General features: G+C 56.3%; 12 protein-coding genes. 5 read left to right on the top strand and 7 right to left on the bottom strand.

Annotated features, from left to right (window positions below; translation table 11 throughout):
• Window positions 1-171 precede the first annotated feature (171 nt).
• The 3 genes from FHS72_RS09170 (at window position 172) to FHS72_RS09160 (ending at window position 6,301) form a co-directional block, all read left to right on the top strand.
• Window positions 172-1,815, top strand: a complete 1,644-nt coding sequence (locus FHS72_RS09170) for a BCCT family transporter (RefSeq protein WP_183528283.1) — start codon at window positions 172-174, stop codon at window positions 1,813-1,815.
• A gap of 202 nt (window positions 1,816-2,017) precedes the next feature.
• Complete coding sequence (locus tag FHS72_RS09165; RefSeq protein WP_183528281.1) at window positions 2,018-3,325, top strand: short-chain fatty acid transporter; 1,308 nt, start codon at window positions 2,018-2,020, stop codon at window positions 3,323-3,325.
• A 270-nt stretch (window positions 3,326-3,595) separates the two neighbouring features.
• Window positions 3,596-6,301 (top strand): Hint domain-containing protein, encoded by a 2,706-nt coding sequence (locus FHS72_RS09160; protein WP_183528279.1) that lies wholly within the window; start codon window positions 3,596-3,598, stop codon window positions 6,299-6,301.
• Between the two features lie 6 nt (window positions 6,302-6,307).
• On the opposite strand, the gene FHS72_RS09155 is transcribed toward FHS72_RS09160, so the two are convergent.
• The 4 genes from FHS72_RS09155 to FHS72_RS09140 all read right to left on the bottom strand — a co-directional run bounded on the left by FHS72_RS09155 (window position 6,308) and on the right by FHS72_RS09140 (window position 12,180).
• Entirely contained in the window at window positions 6,308-9,508 is a 3,201-nt protein-coding gene (locus tag FHS72_RS09155; RefSeq protein WP_183528277.1) for a 2Fe-2S iron-sulfur cluster-binding protein, read from the bottom strand.
• A 121-nt stretch (window positions 9,509-9,629) separates the two neighbouring features.
• Window positions 9,630-10,136 carry a flavin reductase family protein gene (locus FHS72_RS09150; RefSeq protein ID WP_183528275.1) on the bottom strand — a complete coding sequence of 169 codons (507 nt, stop codon included), beginning with the start codon at window positions 10,134-10,136 and terminating at the stop codon, window positions 9,630-9,632.
• Window positions 10,136-11,026 (bottom strand): aldo/keto reductase, encoded by an 891-nt coding sequence (locus FHS72_RS09145; protein ID WP_183528273.1) that lies wholly within the window; start codon window positions 11,024-11,026, stop codon window positions 10,136-10,138. Before FHS72_RS09145 ends, FHS72_RS09150 begins: the two co-directional genes overlap by 1 nt.
• Window positions 11,023-12,180, bottom strand: a complete 1,158-nt coding sequence (locus FHS72_RS09140; protein ID WP_183528271.1) for an LLM class flavin-dependent oxidoreductase — start codon at window positions 12,178-12,180, stop codon at window positions 11,023-11,025. The genes FHS72_RS09145 and FHS72_RS09140 overlap by 4 nt, the downstream gene beginning before the upstream one ends.
• A gap of 100 nt (window positions 12,181-12,280) precedes the next feature.
• Here FHS72_RS09140 and FHS72_RS09135 point away from each other — a divergent pair, with 100 nt between their 5' ends.
• Window positions 12,281-12,988 (top strand): GntR family transcriptional regulator, encoded by a 708-nt coding sequence (locus FHS72_RS09135; RefSeq protein WP_183528269.1) that lies wholly within the window; start codon window positions 12,281-12,283, stop codon window positions 12,986-12,988.
• Complete coding sequence (locus FHS72_RS09130) at window positions 12,985-14,088, top strand: Gfo/Idh/MocA family protein (protein ID WP_246414605.1); 1,104 nt, start codon at window positions 12,985-12,987, stop codon at window positions 14,086-14,088. The genes FHS72_RS09135 and FHS72_RS09130 overlap by 4 nt, the downstream gene beginning before the upstream one ends.
• A gap of 331 nt (window positions 14,089-14,419) precedes the next feature.
• Here the strand turns inward: FHS72_RS09130 and FHS72_RS09125 are convergent, their stop codons facing one another.
• The 3 genes from FHS72_RS09125 to FHS72_RS09115 all read right to left on the bottom strand — a co-directional run bounded on the left by FHS72_RS09125 (window position 14,420) and on the right by FHS72_RS09115 (window position 17,570).
• Complete coding sequence (locus FHS72_RS09125; RefSeq protein WP_183528267.1) at window positions 14,420-15,268, bottom strand: carbohydrate ABC transporter permease; 849 nt, start codon at window positions 15,266-15,268, stop codon at window positions 14,420-14,422.
• 1 nt (window position 15,269) lies between these two features.
• Complete coding sequence (locus tag FHS72_RS09120) at window positions 15,270-16,199, bottom strand: carbohydrate ABC transporter permease (RefSeq protein ID WP_183528266.1); 930 nt, start codon at window positions 16,197-16,199, stop codon at window positions 15,270-15,272.
• Window positions 16,200-16,307: 108 nt separating this feature from the next.
• Window positions 16,308-17,570, bottom strand: coding sequence for an ABC transporter substrate-binding protein (locus tag FHS72_RS09115; protein WP_183528264.1), 1,263 nt, complete (start codon window positions 17,568-17,570; stop codon window positions 16,308-16,310).
• Window positions 17,571-17,667: the final 97 nt, after the last annotated feature.

The raw sequence follows: 17,667 nt of genomic DNA, 5'->3' as shown, positions 1-17,667 counted from the left end.
AACCCCAACGATCATATCGTTACGGCTGTCCATGTCCCGCGCATGACCGACATGCTGCTTACGTCTGACGGTGCGATCTAACGCACCGATCCGGCGTGTCTGTTGTCTTGGTGCGGCACCGTGCAACACCGCTGCACCCACTCTAAAACTTCGAGAAGGAGGCAAATAAAATTGTCTGACGATAACACCAATCAAGGTATTCCGGCGCCGCAAGGCACCTCGGATATCATTGAGACTGATTACGAGATTGGTCAGGATAACGTAGACGGGTCCGTCGGGCCTTTTGGGTTTGATATTCACAACCCTGTCTTCGGCATTTCTGGCATCGCTATTGTGGCGTTTGTGTTCTTTACATTGGCGCTGCCCGAGCAGGCCGGAGCGTTGTTCCAAGGCATGTTCAACTTTGTCACCAAGAACTTTGACTGGTTCTTGATCGGTGCTGCCGATATTGTCGTGATCTTTGCATTGTTCCTGATCGTATCGCCTTTCGGTAAAATCCGTTTGGGCGGGTCTACGGCAAAGCCTGATTACACCTATGTTGGCTGGTTCTCGATGCTGTTCGCTGCGGGTATGGGCATCGGTCTGATGTTCTACGGCGTGTCCGAACCGCTCTCGCATTTCTCATCTTCCGTGGGCGGTACTGCCCTCGAAGGCGACGTGCGGACCGACTGGGCACCACTCGGCGGCGCATTGGACGACCAAGCGGCTGCTGTCCGTCTTGGTATGGCTGCGACGATCTACCACTGGGGTCTGCACCCTTGGGCGATCTACGCGATTGTGGGCTTGGCGCTTGCGCTGTTCACTTACAACAAAGGTCTGCCACTGACGATCCGTTCGGCATTCTACCCGATCTTTGGCGACCGTATCTGGGGTTGGCCGGGTCACGTCATCGACATCATGGCGGTTTTCGCAACACTCTTTGGTCTGGCAACATCGCTGGGTCTGGGGGCCACACAAGCCAGCGCGGGTCTGAACGAATTGTTCGGCATCCCGATGGGCCGCACCACGGAAGTCATCCTGATTTCCTTGATCACTGCGGTTGCGCTGATCTCTGTGCTGCGTGGGCTTGATGGTGGGGTTAAGATCCTGTCAGAAATCAATATGGGTCTCGCTGGTATTCTGGCGCTGTTCACATTGATCGTTGGACCAACGGCATTCTTGTTTGCGTTCTTCTGGGACAGCTTGAAAGCCTATGTCGAATTCCTGCCTGCACTTGCCAATCCGTTTGGCCGCGAAGACGTGAACTTTAGCCAAGGCTGGACCGCGTTTTACTGGGCATGGTGGATCAGCTGGTCACCTTTCGTCGGTATGTTTATCGCACGTGTCAGCCGTGGACGTTCTGTCCGTGAATTCATCATCTGCGTTCTGTTGATCCCTTCAATGGTTTGCGTGATGTGGATGTCGATCTTTGGCGGCACAGCAATCCACCAAGTGATCATGGACAACTTTGTTGGTGCGCAAAACGCCGAACTGCCACGTCAGTTGTTCCAAATGCTGAGCGAATTGCCACTGGCGCAGATCACATCGTTCATCGGTATCGTTCTGGTCATCGTGTTCTTCGTCACGTCATCTGACTCTGGCTCGCTTGTGATCGACACAATCACAGCAGGCGGCAAAGTCGATGCGCCAGCAGCACAGCGTGTGTTCTGGTGTACCTTTGAAGGCGCTGTTGCGATTGCGCTTTTGTTGGGCGGCGGGCTTGGGGCGCTGCAATCTATGGTGATTTCAACCGGATTGCTGTTCACCGTGATCCTGCTCGGGATGTGCTACTGCATCTTCCGTGGCTTGCAAGACGAACGGGCCGAAGGCAAATAAGCCTTAGCTTTCCTAAAAGACCAATGCGGGCATCCGGTTTCGGGTGCCCGTTTTTTGTGCCCGTTTTTTCCTGTGTGCTGCGCGTCGAGGCGATTAAGCCTGTTCAGAACAGTCGGTTACAGGCATCACAACATCTTCCAACTTGGTAACCAACTTGTTACATCGCGGACGCACTTAGCATAATTTGTTTGAGGAGAACTTCATGCTTAACTTTTTATCGCGGCCGATGGTCCGCATTGTCGATCGGTATTTGCCTGATCCATTTGTTTTTGTTCTGATTTTGACGCTGATTGCCGGACTTGCTGCGGTCCTGACCCAAGGGTCTGCGCCTTTGGATGTTGTCGGCATGTGGGGCGACGGTTTCTGGGGCCTGCTGTCTTTCTCAATGCAAATGCTGCTGGTGCTGGTCACAGGCTATATGATGGCATCTACGCCGCTGGTCCGTCGCGGTCTGTCCGCGCTTGCTGGCATGGCCAACAGCCCCGGTTCCGCGATTTTGTGGGTCAGCTTTGTCTCGCTGGCCGCATCTTGGGTAAACTGGGGCTTCGGTCTGGTTGTTGGTGCGCTGTTCGCACGCGAATTGGCCCGCACAATCCGCGTTGATTACCGCCTTTTGGTGGCCTCTGCGTACTCCGGCTTTATCGTCTGGCACGGTGGCCTTGCGGGGTCGATCCCGCTGTCCGTCGCAACCGAAGGCCACCCGTTTACGGATATCACGGGGATCATCCCGACGTCCGAAACCATCTTTTCCACCTTTAACCTCGCGATCGTTGTGGCGTTGTTCATCGTCGTGCCATTCGTGAACCGCGCAATGATGCCGCGCGAAGAAGATGCGGTCTACGTTGATCCCGCACTTCTGGCCGAAGACGACGACGCCAAAGTCGAAAGCACAACACCCGCCGAAAGAATGGAAAACAGCTACGTGCTGTCCATGCTGATTGGCGCTGCTGGTGCGGCTTGGTTGATCCAATACTTCATGGCTGGCAACGGTCTGTCGCTGAACGTGATTAACTTCTTGTTCCTGACATTGGCCATTCTGCTGCACGGCACACCACGTCACCTGCTGAACTCGCTCAACGAAGCGGTCAAAGGCGGCGCGGGCATCGTGATCCAATTCCCGTTCTACGCGGGTATCATGGCGATCATGGTGCAGTCCGGCCTTGCGGTCAGCATCTCGAACGGTTTGGTGAGCCTTGCGACAGACGTGTCACTGCCGTTCTGGTCGTTCCTGTCTGCGGGTATCGTGAATTTCTTCGTGCCATCGGGTGGCGGTCAATGGGCTGTGCAAGCGCCTGTGATCCTACCAGCGGCCCAAGCCTTGGGTGCCGATCTGGCGCGGACAACAATGGCCGTTGCATGGGGTGATGCATGGACCAACATGGTGCAACCATTCTGGGCGCTGCCTATTCTGGGGATCGCTGGTCTGCGTGCGAAAGACATCATGGGCTTCTGCGTGGTTCACCTGATTCTGTCAGGTATCATCATCGCGGTTGGTCTGACGTTCATCTAACCAAAGCAAAACGGGCACCTGAGATCATCAGGTGCTCATCTATCAGACCTTCGCTGTGCAAACGGCGAAGGTCTTTTTGTTTGTACCGTCTAAGGCTGCCCAATTTCGGGCGCTTACGATTTAGTAATACTTGGGTGCTATCCATGAGGACGGCTCAGAACGAGGCCGCTTTGATCAAAGAACTTGATATGAGGTGTCTGGCTTTTTTACGAAAAATGCGGGATGAAATCGCCCTGTTCAGGGCTTGTGACGCATTGAAAGTTTAACGACATGGCCACGACATTCAACGTAATTTACCTGAGCCGGGTTTCGGAACAACTCGACACGGTTGAGGGAAATGACATTGCTGAAAATGCGTCAATTCTTGTGGGCAGAACTCTCGGCACGTTTGAAAATCCGCTACATGCATGGGTGCAAAGCTTTTCACCCGGGACAGCCGGCTACGGGGACGGCGACCCCACCGCCTACGATTCAGACAATTCCGATGCCTCTGACAGATTCCATATCGAGGGCAGTGGAAATTTCGTTTTCGACAGTGTGGTCATCTATAACGCCACGCTGACTTATGTTGACGGGACAACAGCCTCTATTCAGGCGACCATTATACAGGACGAAGCCGGAAACAGATACCTTGCGCCTGACGAGACCGATGGCAGTGCGACTCAAAACGCGCTTGATGCCAAGCCTATCGCGTCCATGAAAATCGATAGCATCCTTGATGATCAAGTCAGCGGCCTCTCAGCGGACAGGGCCGAGGGCAATTATTTGCAACCCGACGGCTTTATCGCAGCCACCGCAGCGGACGATATCATTGATGTCGGATATATTGATGCCGACGGCGACATCGTTGACGGATACGATGGCGATAACGATGCAATCGACGGCGGAGCTGGCAACGACGTCATCTATAGTGGCGCTGGCAAAGACTTTGTCTTTGGGAATGTGGGCAATGACACGCTCTACGGCGGTGTCGGCGAGGACGATCTATATGGTCTCGACGACGATGATCTGATTTATGGCGGCGATGATGATGACCGTCTCTTCGGTGGGTCAGGCAACGACTACCTCGCTGGCGGCGAAGGTCACGACCTACTCGAAGGGGGCACCGGCAATGACCAATTGCAGGGCGACGCTGGCGATGACACCCTTTACGGCGAAGGCGGTTCTGATGGGCTATACGGCGGTGCGGGCGACGACACGCTCGACGGTGGCAACAGCAGGGACTATCTGTGGGGCGGCGCCGGAAACGATCTGCTAGACGCGGGAAACGGGGCCGATGCCATGTATGCGGGCACAGGCGACGATACCGTCTACGGCGGATCAGGGGACGATTACATCCAACTGACCTCTGGCAATGACACGGTCTATGGTGGCGATGATCGCGAGAACCTCCATATCATCGCGGGCGATTACGCCGATGGTGCAGTCGTCACAGTGGATGGTGGCACAGGCGGCGTCGACAACGATAACCTGACGCTGACCAGCTGGGCGGCGCAGCGCAATCTCGCGTATAGCACCGACGCCGACGGGGATAGCGTCTCTGGCAGCGTCGAACTGTATGATGGCAGCGGCAACTGGATCACCGTTAACTTTTCCGAAATCGAAAGTGTTAGCGCACCGACAACCGACCTGACACCACTGCGCGAAATTGACGGCACCCCTGGCGACGACACTATCGACAGCGGCTACACAGACGACCCGGGCGGCAATATGGTCGACGGCGGCGATAGCTTGCTAGGCAACGACTCTGATTTCATCTCCGCGGGTGCTGGCAAAGATTCAGTGAACAGCGGCGATGGCAACGATACCGTGGATGGCGGGGCCGGCAATGATACGCTCGACGGGGGCAGCGGCGACGACACGCTCTACGGCGGTGCAGGCGACGATACCTTCTCGCTCAGCGGTGAGTTCGGCACAGATACCGTTGCGGGCGGCGAAGGCGGCGAAACCACCGGCGACACGCTCGACCTGAGCGGGACCACCGCCAACCTGACCGTTGATCTGCGGGATGCGGACGCAGAAACAGGCACGATCACCGACGGCACCAATACGGTCACCTACAGCGAAATCGAAAACGTCGCGCTGGGCAGTGGCGACGATACCTATTTGCTCGGTGATGTGTCAGGGGCCGATACGGTCGCAGACTTTGACGTGACTGACAGCGGCGACGGCACGTCGCGCGACCAGCTCGACGTCAACGACCTGACCAGCGACGGCAGCACGCCTGTCAACGCATGGGATGTGGTGGTCACAGATACGGTGGGCGACGGCAGCGGCGATGCGGTCCTGACCTTTCCCAACGGCGAAAGCATTACTCTAGGCGGCGTCAGCCCGTCCGAAGTGAACACCGCCTCATCACTGAACGCCATCGGCATCCCATGTTTCACCGCAGGGGCGCATATTGAGACGGCACAGGGCGATATCCCTGTCGAAAACCTGCGCATCGGCGATCTGGTCCGCACGTGGGAACACGGGTTTCAACCCGTGCGCTGGATCGGATCACGCAAAGTGACCGCCTTTGAACTCGCGAAAAATCCCGACCTGAAACCCGTCGTTATCCGTAAAAACGCCTTCAATAACAGCCGCAAACTGCTTGTCTCACCGCAACACGGCATGGTGGTCGACGTCGACGGGGAAAGCGTGCTGATCCGCGCCAAACATCTGGCCGAATTTTTTGGCGATAGCGTCGCGCGCGTGCAATCACGGGTCGAGGACGTGACCTACTACCACTTCATGTTCGACCAACATCAGATTGTCTTTGCCGACGGCTGCTTAACCGAAGCTTTCTACCCCGGTAAATTCGCGCTTTCATCCATCGGACACGCGGTTCAAACCGAATTATTCGCGCTTTTCCCAGAATTGATCCGCGTTGCTATCGGTGCGTCTGACGTAGGATCTGTCTATTCCGAACCTGCGCGGCACTATCTCAAACGTCGCGAGGTCGCCGAACTCGGGTCATTCCAAAAAGCCAGTTAGCCGCACTCAAAGGTCAATCTCAATCACGCCGTTCGGCTGCGCAGCACGGCTTTGACACAGAATAACCCGTGTCTCGCGCTGTTTCGCAGACAGTACGAAATCGCGGTGTTCAACCTCACCAGACACCAGCCCGCATTGGCAAACGCCACACAAACCGTCACTGCATTTCACATCAACAGGCACCCCGTTTTCCTGCAAAATATCAGTCCCGGATTTATCCACTGGCACGGCAAAGCTGCGCCCGTCTTTCAGTTTTATCGTAAACGGATGGTTCTCGTAAGCGGGCTGTTCCGGCAGGTTGAAATACTCCAAATGCCGCGCGTCATCCGGGAAATCCGCCCGCGTCGCAGCATCAATCACCGCCGACATATAGCGATCAGGTCCGCAGGTATAAACGTGACTGCCCGCAGGGGCCGCTTGCAAAATCGCATCCAGATCAGCCCGCGTATCTTCATCGCTGAAATGCAAATGCACCTTATCCGCCCAAGCGAACCGCGCCAGTTCTGCCAAATATCCAGCAGAGCCGCGTGATCCGCACGAATAATGCAGCGCAAAATCGCGACCAATCGCGTGCAACCGATGTGCAAAAGCAATCATCGGCGTCACGCCAATCCCCCCACCCATCAGGTAGGTTTTGGCAGCATCCTCAATCAGCGCAAAATGGTTGATCGGCTTCGATATAAACACCCGCCGCCCTTCACTAAATATCCGGTGCAGCAAGGCCGAACCACCACGGCCATTATCTTCGCGCAATACGCCAATTTGATATTTTGCCGTATCAGAAGGGTCTCCGGACATGGAATATTGTCGCAGCATCTCGGGGGCTACAACAATATCCAGATGCGCGCCCGCCGTCCACGCAGGCAAGTCCGCACCATCCAAGGCCTCGAATTCATACATCGTCACATCGTCGGTCATCACCTCAACTTTGGACACGCGCACCGCGATCACGGGCGCATCGGTCGGTACGACATAGCGGTGAATGTGATCAGTTTCGCCCTTGGCCGATTTCAACTTATAGGCGTCCGCCGTCAGCATCGCGTGGTACGCTTCGATCCCCTTTTCGCGGTCCATCGGATCAGGGTAGGGCCACGGATGCGGGGCCAACGGGGCAGGGTAAACCGCCAAGGTTTGGTCTTCGTATTTCAGATCCAAATCGACCTGTAAATCGCGTGTATTCACCGGATCAGGCGTCGGTTTATAGCCACCATCCTCGTGCAGCGAAATATCCCACCACCATTTTTTAACCGGATTTAAACCACCATTGCCGACCATATCATCCAGCCTTGCCAGCACAGGCGCGGCCTTGGGAATGTTGCTCGCTGCCCACCGAAACGGAGCCTCAGCGAACAGCCCTTCCAAATTCCACGGACAGGTTTTCATGCACCGGCCGCACATCGCACCGCCGTCCGTCGTGATCCGGTAGGTCGCGCATTTCTGGCTGTCTGATTTCCAAATCTCGTAGCCATTAAACATTAGTTTCGGCCCGGCGGTAATCGCGCCAGAGGGGCATTCACGGGCACATTTATTACAACTTTCGCAGAAACTTTGCAGGCCAAAATCAATCGGCAGATCGTGATCCATCGGCATATCTGTGGTCACAGCACCGGACTTCAGACGCGGCCCAAGGTATGGGTTTAGGATGACTTCGCCGATCCGCGACACTTCGCCCAGCCCCGCAAGCAGCAAAAGCGGCGGCTGCAAGACCTCACCGTCGATCACCGTATGCGCCTTGGCCTTGTAGCCCAGATTACGGATGTGCTGCCCGATCACGCCGCCGATCAACGAGAACCGAAGGTAAGCCCGCATTGACTGCGCAACGGCGATCCAATCATCGCCGCTCGACCCATCCATCGTCTCAAATCCTTGGTCAATAATCATGCTAATCGCTTGATCATGTTCAGGAATAATCGGCGTGCCGGTCGCATCGTGGCTATACCACGTCCAATCCGGACAGCGCGAAAGCCCTACCGCGTCAGCCCCCAGAAAATACGACGCCGCCTTGATATTCGCGGCATTGCGCTGCGCATCTGTGACGCGATACACATCACGGCTGGCCCCGTCCTGCAGCAAGGTAAACGCCCCCAAAGCACGGCGTTGCGCCGCCGCTGGGGCCGCTTTGCGCACATGCATCCCGCCCTTCATCGCGTTTTGCGTGTGCTTGCCCATGTCGCCAAATTGCGCCCGCGCAAACAAATCCGCACGCTTTGGCACGCGCGCCACATTCGGCTCGTCGATATAGGTCGTGGGGGTCGCGACACGCTTAAGTTTTTCAAACGGATGCGCGCCCTCGGCGTAGCGGCGCTGCGCATATGGATCGCGGTTGAACGCGGATTTCTGCGTGCCGTATCCGGTCCACCACGCAGGCCCTTGGGTCTGAAACCACGGTTGATCCGCCATCGCGGCAAGCGGTAAATCATGTGCCAACGGCATCGTCGTTGTGATCGCAGCCAGCCCAAATCGGGTGCCGACCCAAGGGGCAACCAAGGCCCCGTCTTCGATCGTCGCAAGCCCCGTTGCCACCGCGCATTTGCGCAAATCCACGTCAGATGTCGTCGCCGTATGCGCCCGTGCATCCCAGCCTAACAACCTTATATAATTGGCGATAACCGTCGCAGTTTCAGTCGCCCGCAAACACGCACGATGGGCCTGCGCGTCTTTGATCCAGTCACTGCCTGGCTCATAGGGATCAGGGTCGCGGTGGTATTCTTGCACGAATGTGATCGTCGTCGTGTGGGCCGTAATCGGGACCGGATCTGCCTGCATCGACTCCTTCAGATCGGCCATGATCAAGTCGATCCCGGCCGCCAAAGTCTTGGTCTGCCGCGTCTTTAAATCCTCTGCCAAACGGGCAATGTCAGGGTTGCAGGTCGGCGCATCTAACAGACAAGCATCCACCAAAGGCCCAATTCCGACCATCGACGCATCTGAAAAATATCCAAACGATTTCAGATGATGAGATCGCTCGACAAGATCATCAGGAATATCCGCAACCGTTCCATTCACAATCCCCCCGCGAATAGCGTCCATCATAGCCTGAAATTCGCCCATCGCGTTCACGATGCTTTCAGGGTCTTCGGGCCTGTGAAAATTCAACGGAGCCAGCGGCGCGATGTCCAGCGCAGGCATCGCAGAAACCCGCCGCAACCGCTCTGACGGATACACTCCCAAATGCGGCGCACGAGATTTGTCGGAAAATATTTTCATAAAAGTGGCCTTTTGTTGCGGCTATGAAACCGACAACGCAGGGCAGGGGCAAGGCGAAAACGCTTGCGAAGGGTGGCAAAACGATGTCGCCACCCTTCTGAATTTAAAAGACGAAACCGGCTTAGTCGATCGTCGCAAATTGTCCGTATTGGCCGCCGTGAAACACCAGCGGCTCGCCGCCATTGTGCTGCGCTTTGGTCACGCGGCCCACGACGATCACGTGATCGCCTGCGTCATGTGTCGCCTCTAACGAGCATTCAAACGTCGCCAATGCGCCTTCGATAATCGGCATGCCGCAGTGGGACAGATGCATCGGCACGTCCTTGATTGCGGTCTTGGATTTGATGATCGCAGCACAGATATCGCGTTGATCTGCCGCCAGAATATGCACAGCAAAGCGGCGCGATCCCGCGAAATGTTCAAACCGTTTCGACGCTTTGGCGGGCGACCACAACACCAACGGCGGGTCCAGCGATACGCTGGCAAAGCTGTTGGCGACGATGGCCACCGGCCCCTCAGGCCCGTCGGTTGTGATCACTGTGACGCCAGTGACAAATGCCCCTAACGCGCCACGAAAGCTGTCTGGGTCACTACTGGGATTGAAAGTCGCGATTGTGCCTGCGTCCATTATGGAACCTCATTGCCAAGAGCTGCGGTGTAAAGCTGGAACCAAACCTGCCGTGTCATATCGACCTTAAACGCATCTGATAACGCTTTGATCCGGCTTAGGTTATTGGTCCCCATCACCGGCATGATATTTGCAGGATGCGCCAGAAGCCACGCCACTGCAACAGCGCTTGCATCAACACCGTGAGCGGCACCAATTTCGCCCATCAGGTCGCGGGTCGCAGAATTGGACGTCAGCAACGCGCCACCACCCAGCGGCGACCATGCCATGATCGGCACGTCACGTTCCTGCAGATACGCCACATCGCCATTGGTGAAGCCAGCGTTTGCCGTCACGGACAGCTCGATCTGGTTGGTCACAAGCTGCGTTTTCATCGCAGATTGCAGCAGCGTCCAGTCGTGCAGTTTGAAATTCGAGACGCCCACCGAGCGGACTTTGCCAGATGCGACAAGCGCGTCCAATGCGGCACCCGTTTCGTGGTGATCCATGAACGGATCGGGGCGGTGGATCAGCAACGTGTCGATTTTATCAACGTTCATCAGGCGCAGCGAATGATCTACGGACGCTGTGACATGCGCCGCAGAGGTGTCGTAATATTTGCCCGTCGCATCAGCATAACGGCCAGCAGGGGCCACGATATCGCACTTGGTCACGATCTCGATTTTGTCTTTCAGGGCAGGGGCGGCTTTCAAGGCTGCACCCAACACTTCTTCGGCCTCATAGCCGCCGTAAATGTCGGCTTGGTCCATTGTTGTGATGCCTTGCGCAAGGCAAGCTTCAATCTTTTCCTGAACGTGGGCGGGTGATGTATCTGACGCCTCGGCCAGCCGCCACATGCCGTAAACGATGCGGGAAAACGAGAGGTCTTTGGTGATATCGACGCGGTTCATGTGCGTGGTCCTGTGCCTAGTGGTGTTGCGGGTGTCTCTGCTGGCACGCGCCCGTAGGCATGTGGCAGAGAGCATGTTTTAAGGTGTGGCATGACGCGGCTGCCAAAGTGTTCGGCCTCAGCGATATGCGGATAACCCGAAAAGATAAACGAGCGGATGCCCATTTTTTGATAGCTTTCGATCTTGGACAACACTTGATCGGTTGACCCAACCAAGGCGGCGCCACAGCCAGACCGTGCACGGCCAACGCCAGTCCACAAGCCGGGTTCGGTGTAGCCGAATTTGTCAGCCAATTCGCGGGCTTTCGCCTGATGCGCCACACCAAGCGAGATGCTGTCGTGCGCGCGGTCACGGATCAATTTGCCGTATTCGTCGTCCAACTTGCTGGCGATATAATCGGCGTATTCCTTGGCCTCAGCCTCGGTGTCGCGCACGATCATATGGACGCGCAAACCGTAGTCCAGCGTGCGGTTATGCGCCGCTGCACGGGCATGAACGTCCTTCATTCGTTGGGCTAAAACATCCTGCGTTTCAGGCCACATCAGATAGACGTCACACTGCGCCCCGCACAGTTCCAACGCATCGGGTGAGTAGCCGCCAAAATACAACAATGGGCCGCCATTTTGCTGATATGGTTTCGCGGGGCCAGTTGGGACTTTGTCAAAGTCATAGACGTCGCCGTGGTGCGTGATCTCGTCTTGCGTCCACGCTTGACGCAGGATTTGCACAACCTCGTGGCTACGTTTGTAACGGTAAGGAGACGGGGCGACTTCACCCGGAAAATCCGATGAGATCACGTTCAGGGTGAGGCGACCTTTGAGCATGTGATCCAGCGTCGCAATCGTGCGTGCCAGCATGATCGGTTGCACCTCACCACAGCGGATCGCGGCTAGAAAATTAATCTTTTCGGTCAGCGGCGCCATGCCTGCCACATAAGACAATGTGTCTTGGCCAACCTGATAGGACGAGGGTGCAAGGATGTTTCTGAAGCCCTGCTTTTCAGCCGTCAAACCGATGTCACGGCAGTGCTCCCACGTCGATTTCAGGTCCGTATCCGGCACACCTAAAAACTGGTAATCATCTGAACACAATGCAGAAAACCAAGATACCTCTGCGGCATCAAGATCGGGGCTGGTGATTGGTACAATAGTCATCGATTCCACCTCTGGCTGGGCTGTGTTACCTCTTGCCTAACACGCCGGATTGTGTGCATCAATGGTGCATCAATTTGGCTTTGACACGGAAGGGGCCATCATGGCGGACGCGTCGTCATTACCAAAATACATTCAGGTCAGCGAAATGCTGATCCGCGAAATCGCCGCAGGTCACTTGATCGACGGGGCGCGTTTGGCCCCCGAACGGGACATGGCAGCAGAGCTAGGCATCTCGGTCGGAACCTTGCGCAAAGCGCTCAGCGACCTTGAAGGCAAAGGCATGTTGCACCGTGTGCAGGGGTCGGGAAACTACGTGCGTTTTCAGACCGATGTGGCGTCCGTCTATGCGATGTTCCGGCTGGAGCTTATCGGCGGCGGCGGCTTGCCCACAGCGCGGATATTGTCGGTGGATCGCTTGGGGAAAACGGCGGATATGCCCGCCTTTGGCAGTGCGTCCGAGGGCCATAGGATCAGGCGCGTGCGGTCGTTGGACGGCAAAGCGATAGCGCTAGAGGAAATCTGGCTCGATGGATCATACCGCGACCGGATCACGGCCGATGATCTGAGCGAGTCGCTTTACCACTTTTACCGCAACGATTTGGGTCTTTTGATCGGGTCCGCTGTGGACGAAATCGGCGTGGCTGCGGTCCCTGAGTGGGGCGGTGCGGACTACCCCATAATGGCCGGTCAGATGGCCGGATATATTGAACGGATCAGTTATGATGCGGCGGGGACTGCTGCCGAGATTTCAAAGACATGGTTCGATTACAACAAGGCGCGCTATATTTCGCGCCTCGGAAAAGGATGACGACGTTGGAAATGGTCAACTACGGGATTATCGGGTGCGGGATGATGGCCCGCGAGCACATCCAGAATATCGGCTTGTTGCCGCATGGCAAAGTCACAGCGGTCTTTGATCCGGTGCGCGAGTTGGCGCAAACAGCGGCTGATTTGGCGGGCGAGGCTTATGTGGCTGAAACTCTTGAGGATTTGCTGGCGTTTAAGAACATCGACGCGCTGGTGATCGTCAGCCCGAACTACCTGCATGTGGACCAGATGAAGATCATCGCTGCGACCCGTCCGCTGCCCGTGCTCTGCGAGAAACCGATCTATACGGACCCTGCACAGGCGGGTGATATTGCCGCTTTGGCCGCAGATTATCCTGCGCCGTTTTGGGTCGCGATGGAGTACCGGTATATGCCGCCTGTGGCGGCGCTGATCGAGCAGGCAGAGCAGACGACGGGCGGCATCAAGATGCTGACTGTGCGCGAACACCGCTTTCCGTTCCTGCCGAAAATCGGCGATTGGAACCGCTTTAACGCGAAAACGGGCGGGACTTTGGTCGAGAAATGCTGTCATTTTTTTGATCTGATGCGCTTGATTTTAAAGGACGAACCCGTGCGTGTGATGGCCTCTGCGGGGCAGGGGGTTAACCACCTTGAGGAACGCTATGACGACGAGACGCCAGACATTTGGGACCATGGCTATGTGATTATCGACTTCAAAGGCGGGGCGCGTGCGATGTTGGAATTGTGCATGTTCGCCGAAGGATCGCGCTACCAAGAAGAGATCATCGCGGTGGGGCCAAAGGCCAAGATCGAAGCGCTTGTGCCGGGGCCGGGTCGGTTCTGGCCGAAGGCATTGGGCGATGCACCTGTGCCGCAGCTAATTATCTCGCCACGCGCCCCCAAGGGCCCGTTTACGTCCGAGATTCCGGTTGATCCGACGCTGCTTGCAGCTGGCGATCACAACGGGTCGACGTTCTACCAGCACCAACGCTTTAACGCCGTTGTGCGCGGCGAAGGCATCGTGGAAGTCACGGCGGATGACGGGATGAAGGCTGTGGCGATTGGGTTGGCGGCGCAGGAATCCGCGCGGACCGGCCAAGCGGTGACGCTTGATTTCTGAGTGAAACCTTCCCCGCGGGGAAGACGTGCGTTGTGTTTACGATTTGATAAGGCCCGAGGGGGTGGGGCGCCTACGAGATGTGGGCGCCTTTTTTATGGTCAGTGTCGAATTTTCGCGAAAATTCGGGGTGCGTGTTTCGGGCGGAGATGCGTGGGTTTTGGGGTGTGATTTGCGTGCACAAGGCGTGCACAACCTATGCACCGCTGTGTCGGACTTTGGGGTGGTTTGCGAATTTTTGCGAAAATTCGGGTGGGGGCCAGCCCCCATGCCCCCGGGATATTGAAGGAGCCAAAGAAGCGAAAAGGGGCGCCTTGGTTTGGCGCCCCGTTGTTTATTTGACCGCGCCGAGTGTGAGGCCTGCAATGAAGTGTTTTTGCATCAAGAAGAACATCGCCACCGGTGGCAGTGCCGCCACGATCGAGCCTGCAGACATCAGGTGATAGGCCGCCCGATATTGCGAGTTGAATTCGGTGATGCCTGCCGTCACGGGCTGTGCGTTTGGCCCTTGTGTCAGCACCACGGCCCAGAAGTAATCGTTCCAGATGAAGGTGAAGATCAGCACGGCGAGTGCTGCGAGTGCCGGTTTCATCAGCGGCAGCACCACGTAGAGGAAGATGCGCCATTCTGCGACGCCTTCGACGCGCGCTGCTTCGATCAGCGGGAAGGGCAGGGCTTTGATAAAGTTCCGCATGAACAAAGTGCAGAAACCCGTTTGGAATGCGATGTGGAACAAGACGAGGCCCTGCACGGTGTCGTAGAGACCCATCGAGATTGTCAGGTCGCGCACCGGCACCATCAGGATTTGGAACGGCACAAAGTTACCCGCGATGAACATGAAGAAGATCAGCAGGTTGCCTTTGAATTTGTAGACGCCGAGTGCAAAGCCCGCCATGGCCGATAGGGCCACGGCCCCGATCACGGTGGGGATCGTGATGAACACCGAGTTCAGCAGGTATCTTGGCATGTTGGATTCGAAGAACACTTTGCCGTAGTTGCTGAAGAATTCAAACGATGACGGCAGGCCCCAGTAGTTGCCATTGGCAAAATCCGAGTCCGGTTTGATCGAGAACATCGCAACTGCGATCAGTGGCAGCAGCCAGATGATCAGCACGATGGGCAGGATGATCTGGTAAGAAATCTGCCACGACCGCGATGTCTTTTCGATGGGTGTTGGAAACATCTTAATGCCCCCCTTTTTCGTCTTGGTACATCGACCACAAGAAGTAGACGATGAAGAACAGCATCAGGAAGAACAGCACCACAGCGATGGCCGCCCCGTAGCCCATGCGGAAGCCGAATTCTGACAGGGATTCTTCGAACATGTAGAAGGACAGCACGCGGGTTGACCCGAAGGGCCCGCCGTTGGTCATGACCGAGATCAGGTCAAAGGACCGCAGCGCCCCGATGATGGTCACGACAAAGGCGATGAAGGTTGCTGGTTTGAGTTGTGGCAGGATCACATACCACAGCATTTTGTACCCTTTTGCGCCGTCGAGCCGTGCGGCTTCGACTTGTTCTGGGTCAACAGAGTTCAGCCCTGTGAGGTACAAGATCATGCAATATGCCGTTTGTGGCCACAGTCCTGCGGCGATGATGCCGTAGGTCGCGGTGTTCGGATTGCCGAGCACGCCGCCTTTGATCTCTAACCCGAACAGGTCGAGGATCACGGTGAACAACCCGAAGTTGGGGAAGTAGAACCACGAGAACACAAGGCCCACGACGACTTGGGAGATCACAAAGGGGAAGAAGAACAGCGACTTATAGAGCCGGATGCCCGCGACTGTTTGGTTCAGGAACAGCGAGATGAACAGGCCCATCGGGATCGCCAGCAGGTAGAGCACCAGCCATTTCAGGTTGTTCCAGAACGAGATGCCGAATTTGCGGTCGTCGGTCAGTAGCCGTTCGTAGTTGGCAAGCCCGACATAGGTTTTTTCGCCCAAGCCGTCCCATTCGTGGAACGAGATCCAGAACGATTGGCCGATCGGGATAATCACGTAGACCGCGAAGAACAGGATTGGCAGGATCAGGAACAGCCAAGGCGTGATCGCGATCTCGTTGCGTTTATACCAGCCGCGGTTGGTGGATGCGGTGGGTGTGGTGGCAAATGCCATGGCCGTCTCCCTCTGAATTCAGGTCTCAACACATGCGAAAGGCCGGATCGCCTTGCGGATGGATTAAGGGGTGGGGGACGGGCCGATGTGGCCCGTCCGTGTGTTATGTTACTTGTCGTAGACGCGTTCTGCTGCATCTTCCAGACGGGCCAGGATATCGTCGAGGTTATCCGGGAACACCATGAATTCTTGCAGACCTTCCATGCCAACGCTGGCCATTTCAGCCGGGAAGTCACGGTCAAAGAATTGTGCCACGCCGCCCGGGGCGTTTGTGGACAGCATCTCGAAGCCTTGCTCTAGGAATTCGTCAGCATCGACGCTTGCGTTTGCGTTGACTGGCAACTGACCAAGCGCGTCACCTGCGTTGATGGCTGTTTGTACGTCAGTGGACGTCACATAGGCCAGGAACGCACGTGCGTTGTCTTTGTTGGTGGCTTGCGACGGGATGTGGAATGTATCCGTCGGTGCGTCTTCGCCCTGTGGGAAATCGCCGATAGTCGGGAACTGGTAGAAGTCGATTTGATCGTCTGTCAGGCCTGCTTCGCGTAATGGTGCGACCGCAAAGTTACCCATCAGGTATGCGGCTGCGTCGCCGTCTACCATAAAGTTCAGCGCTTCTTGCCAGCTATAAGATTGGTGGTCTTCAACGAAGCCGCCCATGTCGATCAGCTGACGCCAGTTGGCGAATGTTTGACGTACACGGTCATCTGTCCATGCGACTTCGCCGCGGGCCAGTTGCATGTGGAAGTCAAAGCCGTTGGTCCGCATGTTCATGTAGTCGAACCAGCCGCCAGCCGTCCAAAGGAATTTGGTCCCGATGGTGTAGCAAACCCGACCGGATGCGACGATCTTTTCGCAGTTGGCCAGTTCTTCTTCCCATGTGGTGGGCTCGGTGATGCCAAGTTCTTTGTAGATGTCTTCGCGGTAGTAGACGCCCCATTGGTAGTATGTGTAAGGCACACCCCATTGTTTGCCGTCGATGGTCAGCGCGCTTTTCACAGCGTCGAGACCTTCGAGCGAGCCGTCTTCGTACATGTCAGAGACGTCTTCGAACAAGCCAGCTTCGACGTATGGGCCCATCCGGTTGGCCGCGTACCAGTTCACAACGTCAGGTGCGTTGGCTGTCAGCGCGTTACGGATTTGGGTTTTCCAAGCGTCACGATCAACGACCGTCAGCTCGATGTTCAGGTCCGGGTGCAAGGCGCCGAAATCAGCGACAAGCCCTTCGATCACCGCGCGTGGCGCAGGATTGGACATGTCGGCCGTGATATTCAGGTCGCCTGTCAGTGCGTCGCCTTCGGCAAATGCCGCTGTGGCTACGATGCTTGCTGCTGCAAGGGCTGCAAAAGATGTTTTCATGATGGAACGCATTGTGTCCTCCCTAGGTGCTTCCGTCTGTATTCCGCCTGAGGTCCGTCATTGAGTTTCAATATGTGGAACTAGGTTTTGAATATTGAAACTAAAGCGC

This window comes from Yoonia ponticola (genome assembly GCF_014199395.1).
Lineage (GTDB): Bacteria > Pseudomonadota > Alphaproteobacteria > Rhodobacterales > Rhodobacteraceae > Yoonia > Yoonia ponticola.
This window is presented reverse-complemented; position numbering and strand designations above follow the sequence as displayed.

What these genes read in the sequence shown, in the direction of transcription:
- FHS72_RS09165 (WP_183528281.1), top strand. Translation starts at nt 2,018, where the DNA reads ATGCTTAACTTTTTATCGCGGCCGATGGTCCGCATTGTCGATCGGTAT.
- FHS72_RS09155 (WP_183528277.1), bottom strand. Translation starts at nt 9,508, where the DNA reads ATGAAAATATTTTCCGACAAATCTCGTGCGCCGCATTTGGGAGTGTAT.
- FHS72_RS09125 (WP_183528267.1), bottom strand. Translation starts at nt 15,268, where the DNA reads ATGTTTCCAACACCCATCGAAAAGACATCGCGGTCGTGGCAGATTTCT.
- FHS72_RS09115 (WP_183528264.1), bottom strand. Translation starts at nt 17,570, where the DNA reads ATGCGTTCCATCATGAAAACATCTTTTGCAGCCCTTGCAGCAGCAAGC.
- FHS72_RS09135 (WP_183528269.1), top strand. Translation starts at nt 12,281, where the DNA reads ATGGCGGACGCGTCGTCATTACCAAAATACATTCAGGTCAGCGAAATG.
- FHS72_RS09160 (WP_183528279.1), top strand. Translation starts at nt 3,596, where the DNA reads ATGGCCACGACATTCAACGTAATTTACCTGAGCCGGGTTTCGGAACAA.
- FHS72_RS09120 (WP_183528266.1), bottom strand. Translation starts at nt 16,199, where the DNA reads ATGGCATTTGCCACCACACCCACCGCATCCACCAACCGCGGCTGGTAT.
- FHS72_RS09150 (WP_183528275.1), bottom strand. Translation starts at nt 10,136, where the DNA reads ATGGACGCAGGCACAATCGCGACTTTCAATCCCAGTAGTGACCCAGAC.
- FHS72_RS09130 (WP_246414605.1), top strand. Translation starts at nt 12,985, where the DNA reads ATGACGACGTTGGAAATGGTCAACTACGGGATTATCGGGTGCGGGATG.
- FHS72_RS09140 (WP_183528271.1), bottom strand. Translation starts at nt 12,180, where the DNA reads ATGACTATTGTACCAATCACCAGCCCCGATCTTGATGCCGCAGAGGTA.
- FHS72_RS09145 (WP_183528273.1), bottom strand. Translation starts at nt 11,026, where the DNA reads ATGAACCGCGTCGATATCACCAAAGACCTCTCGTTTTCCCGCATCGTT.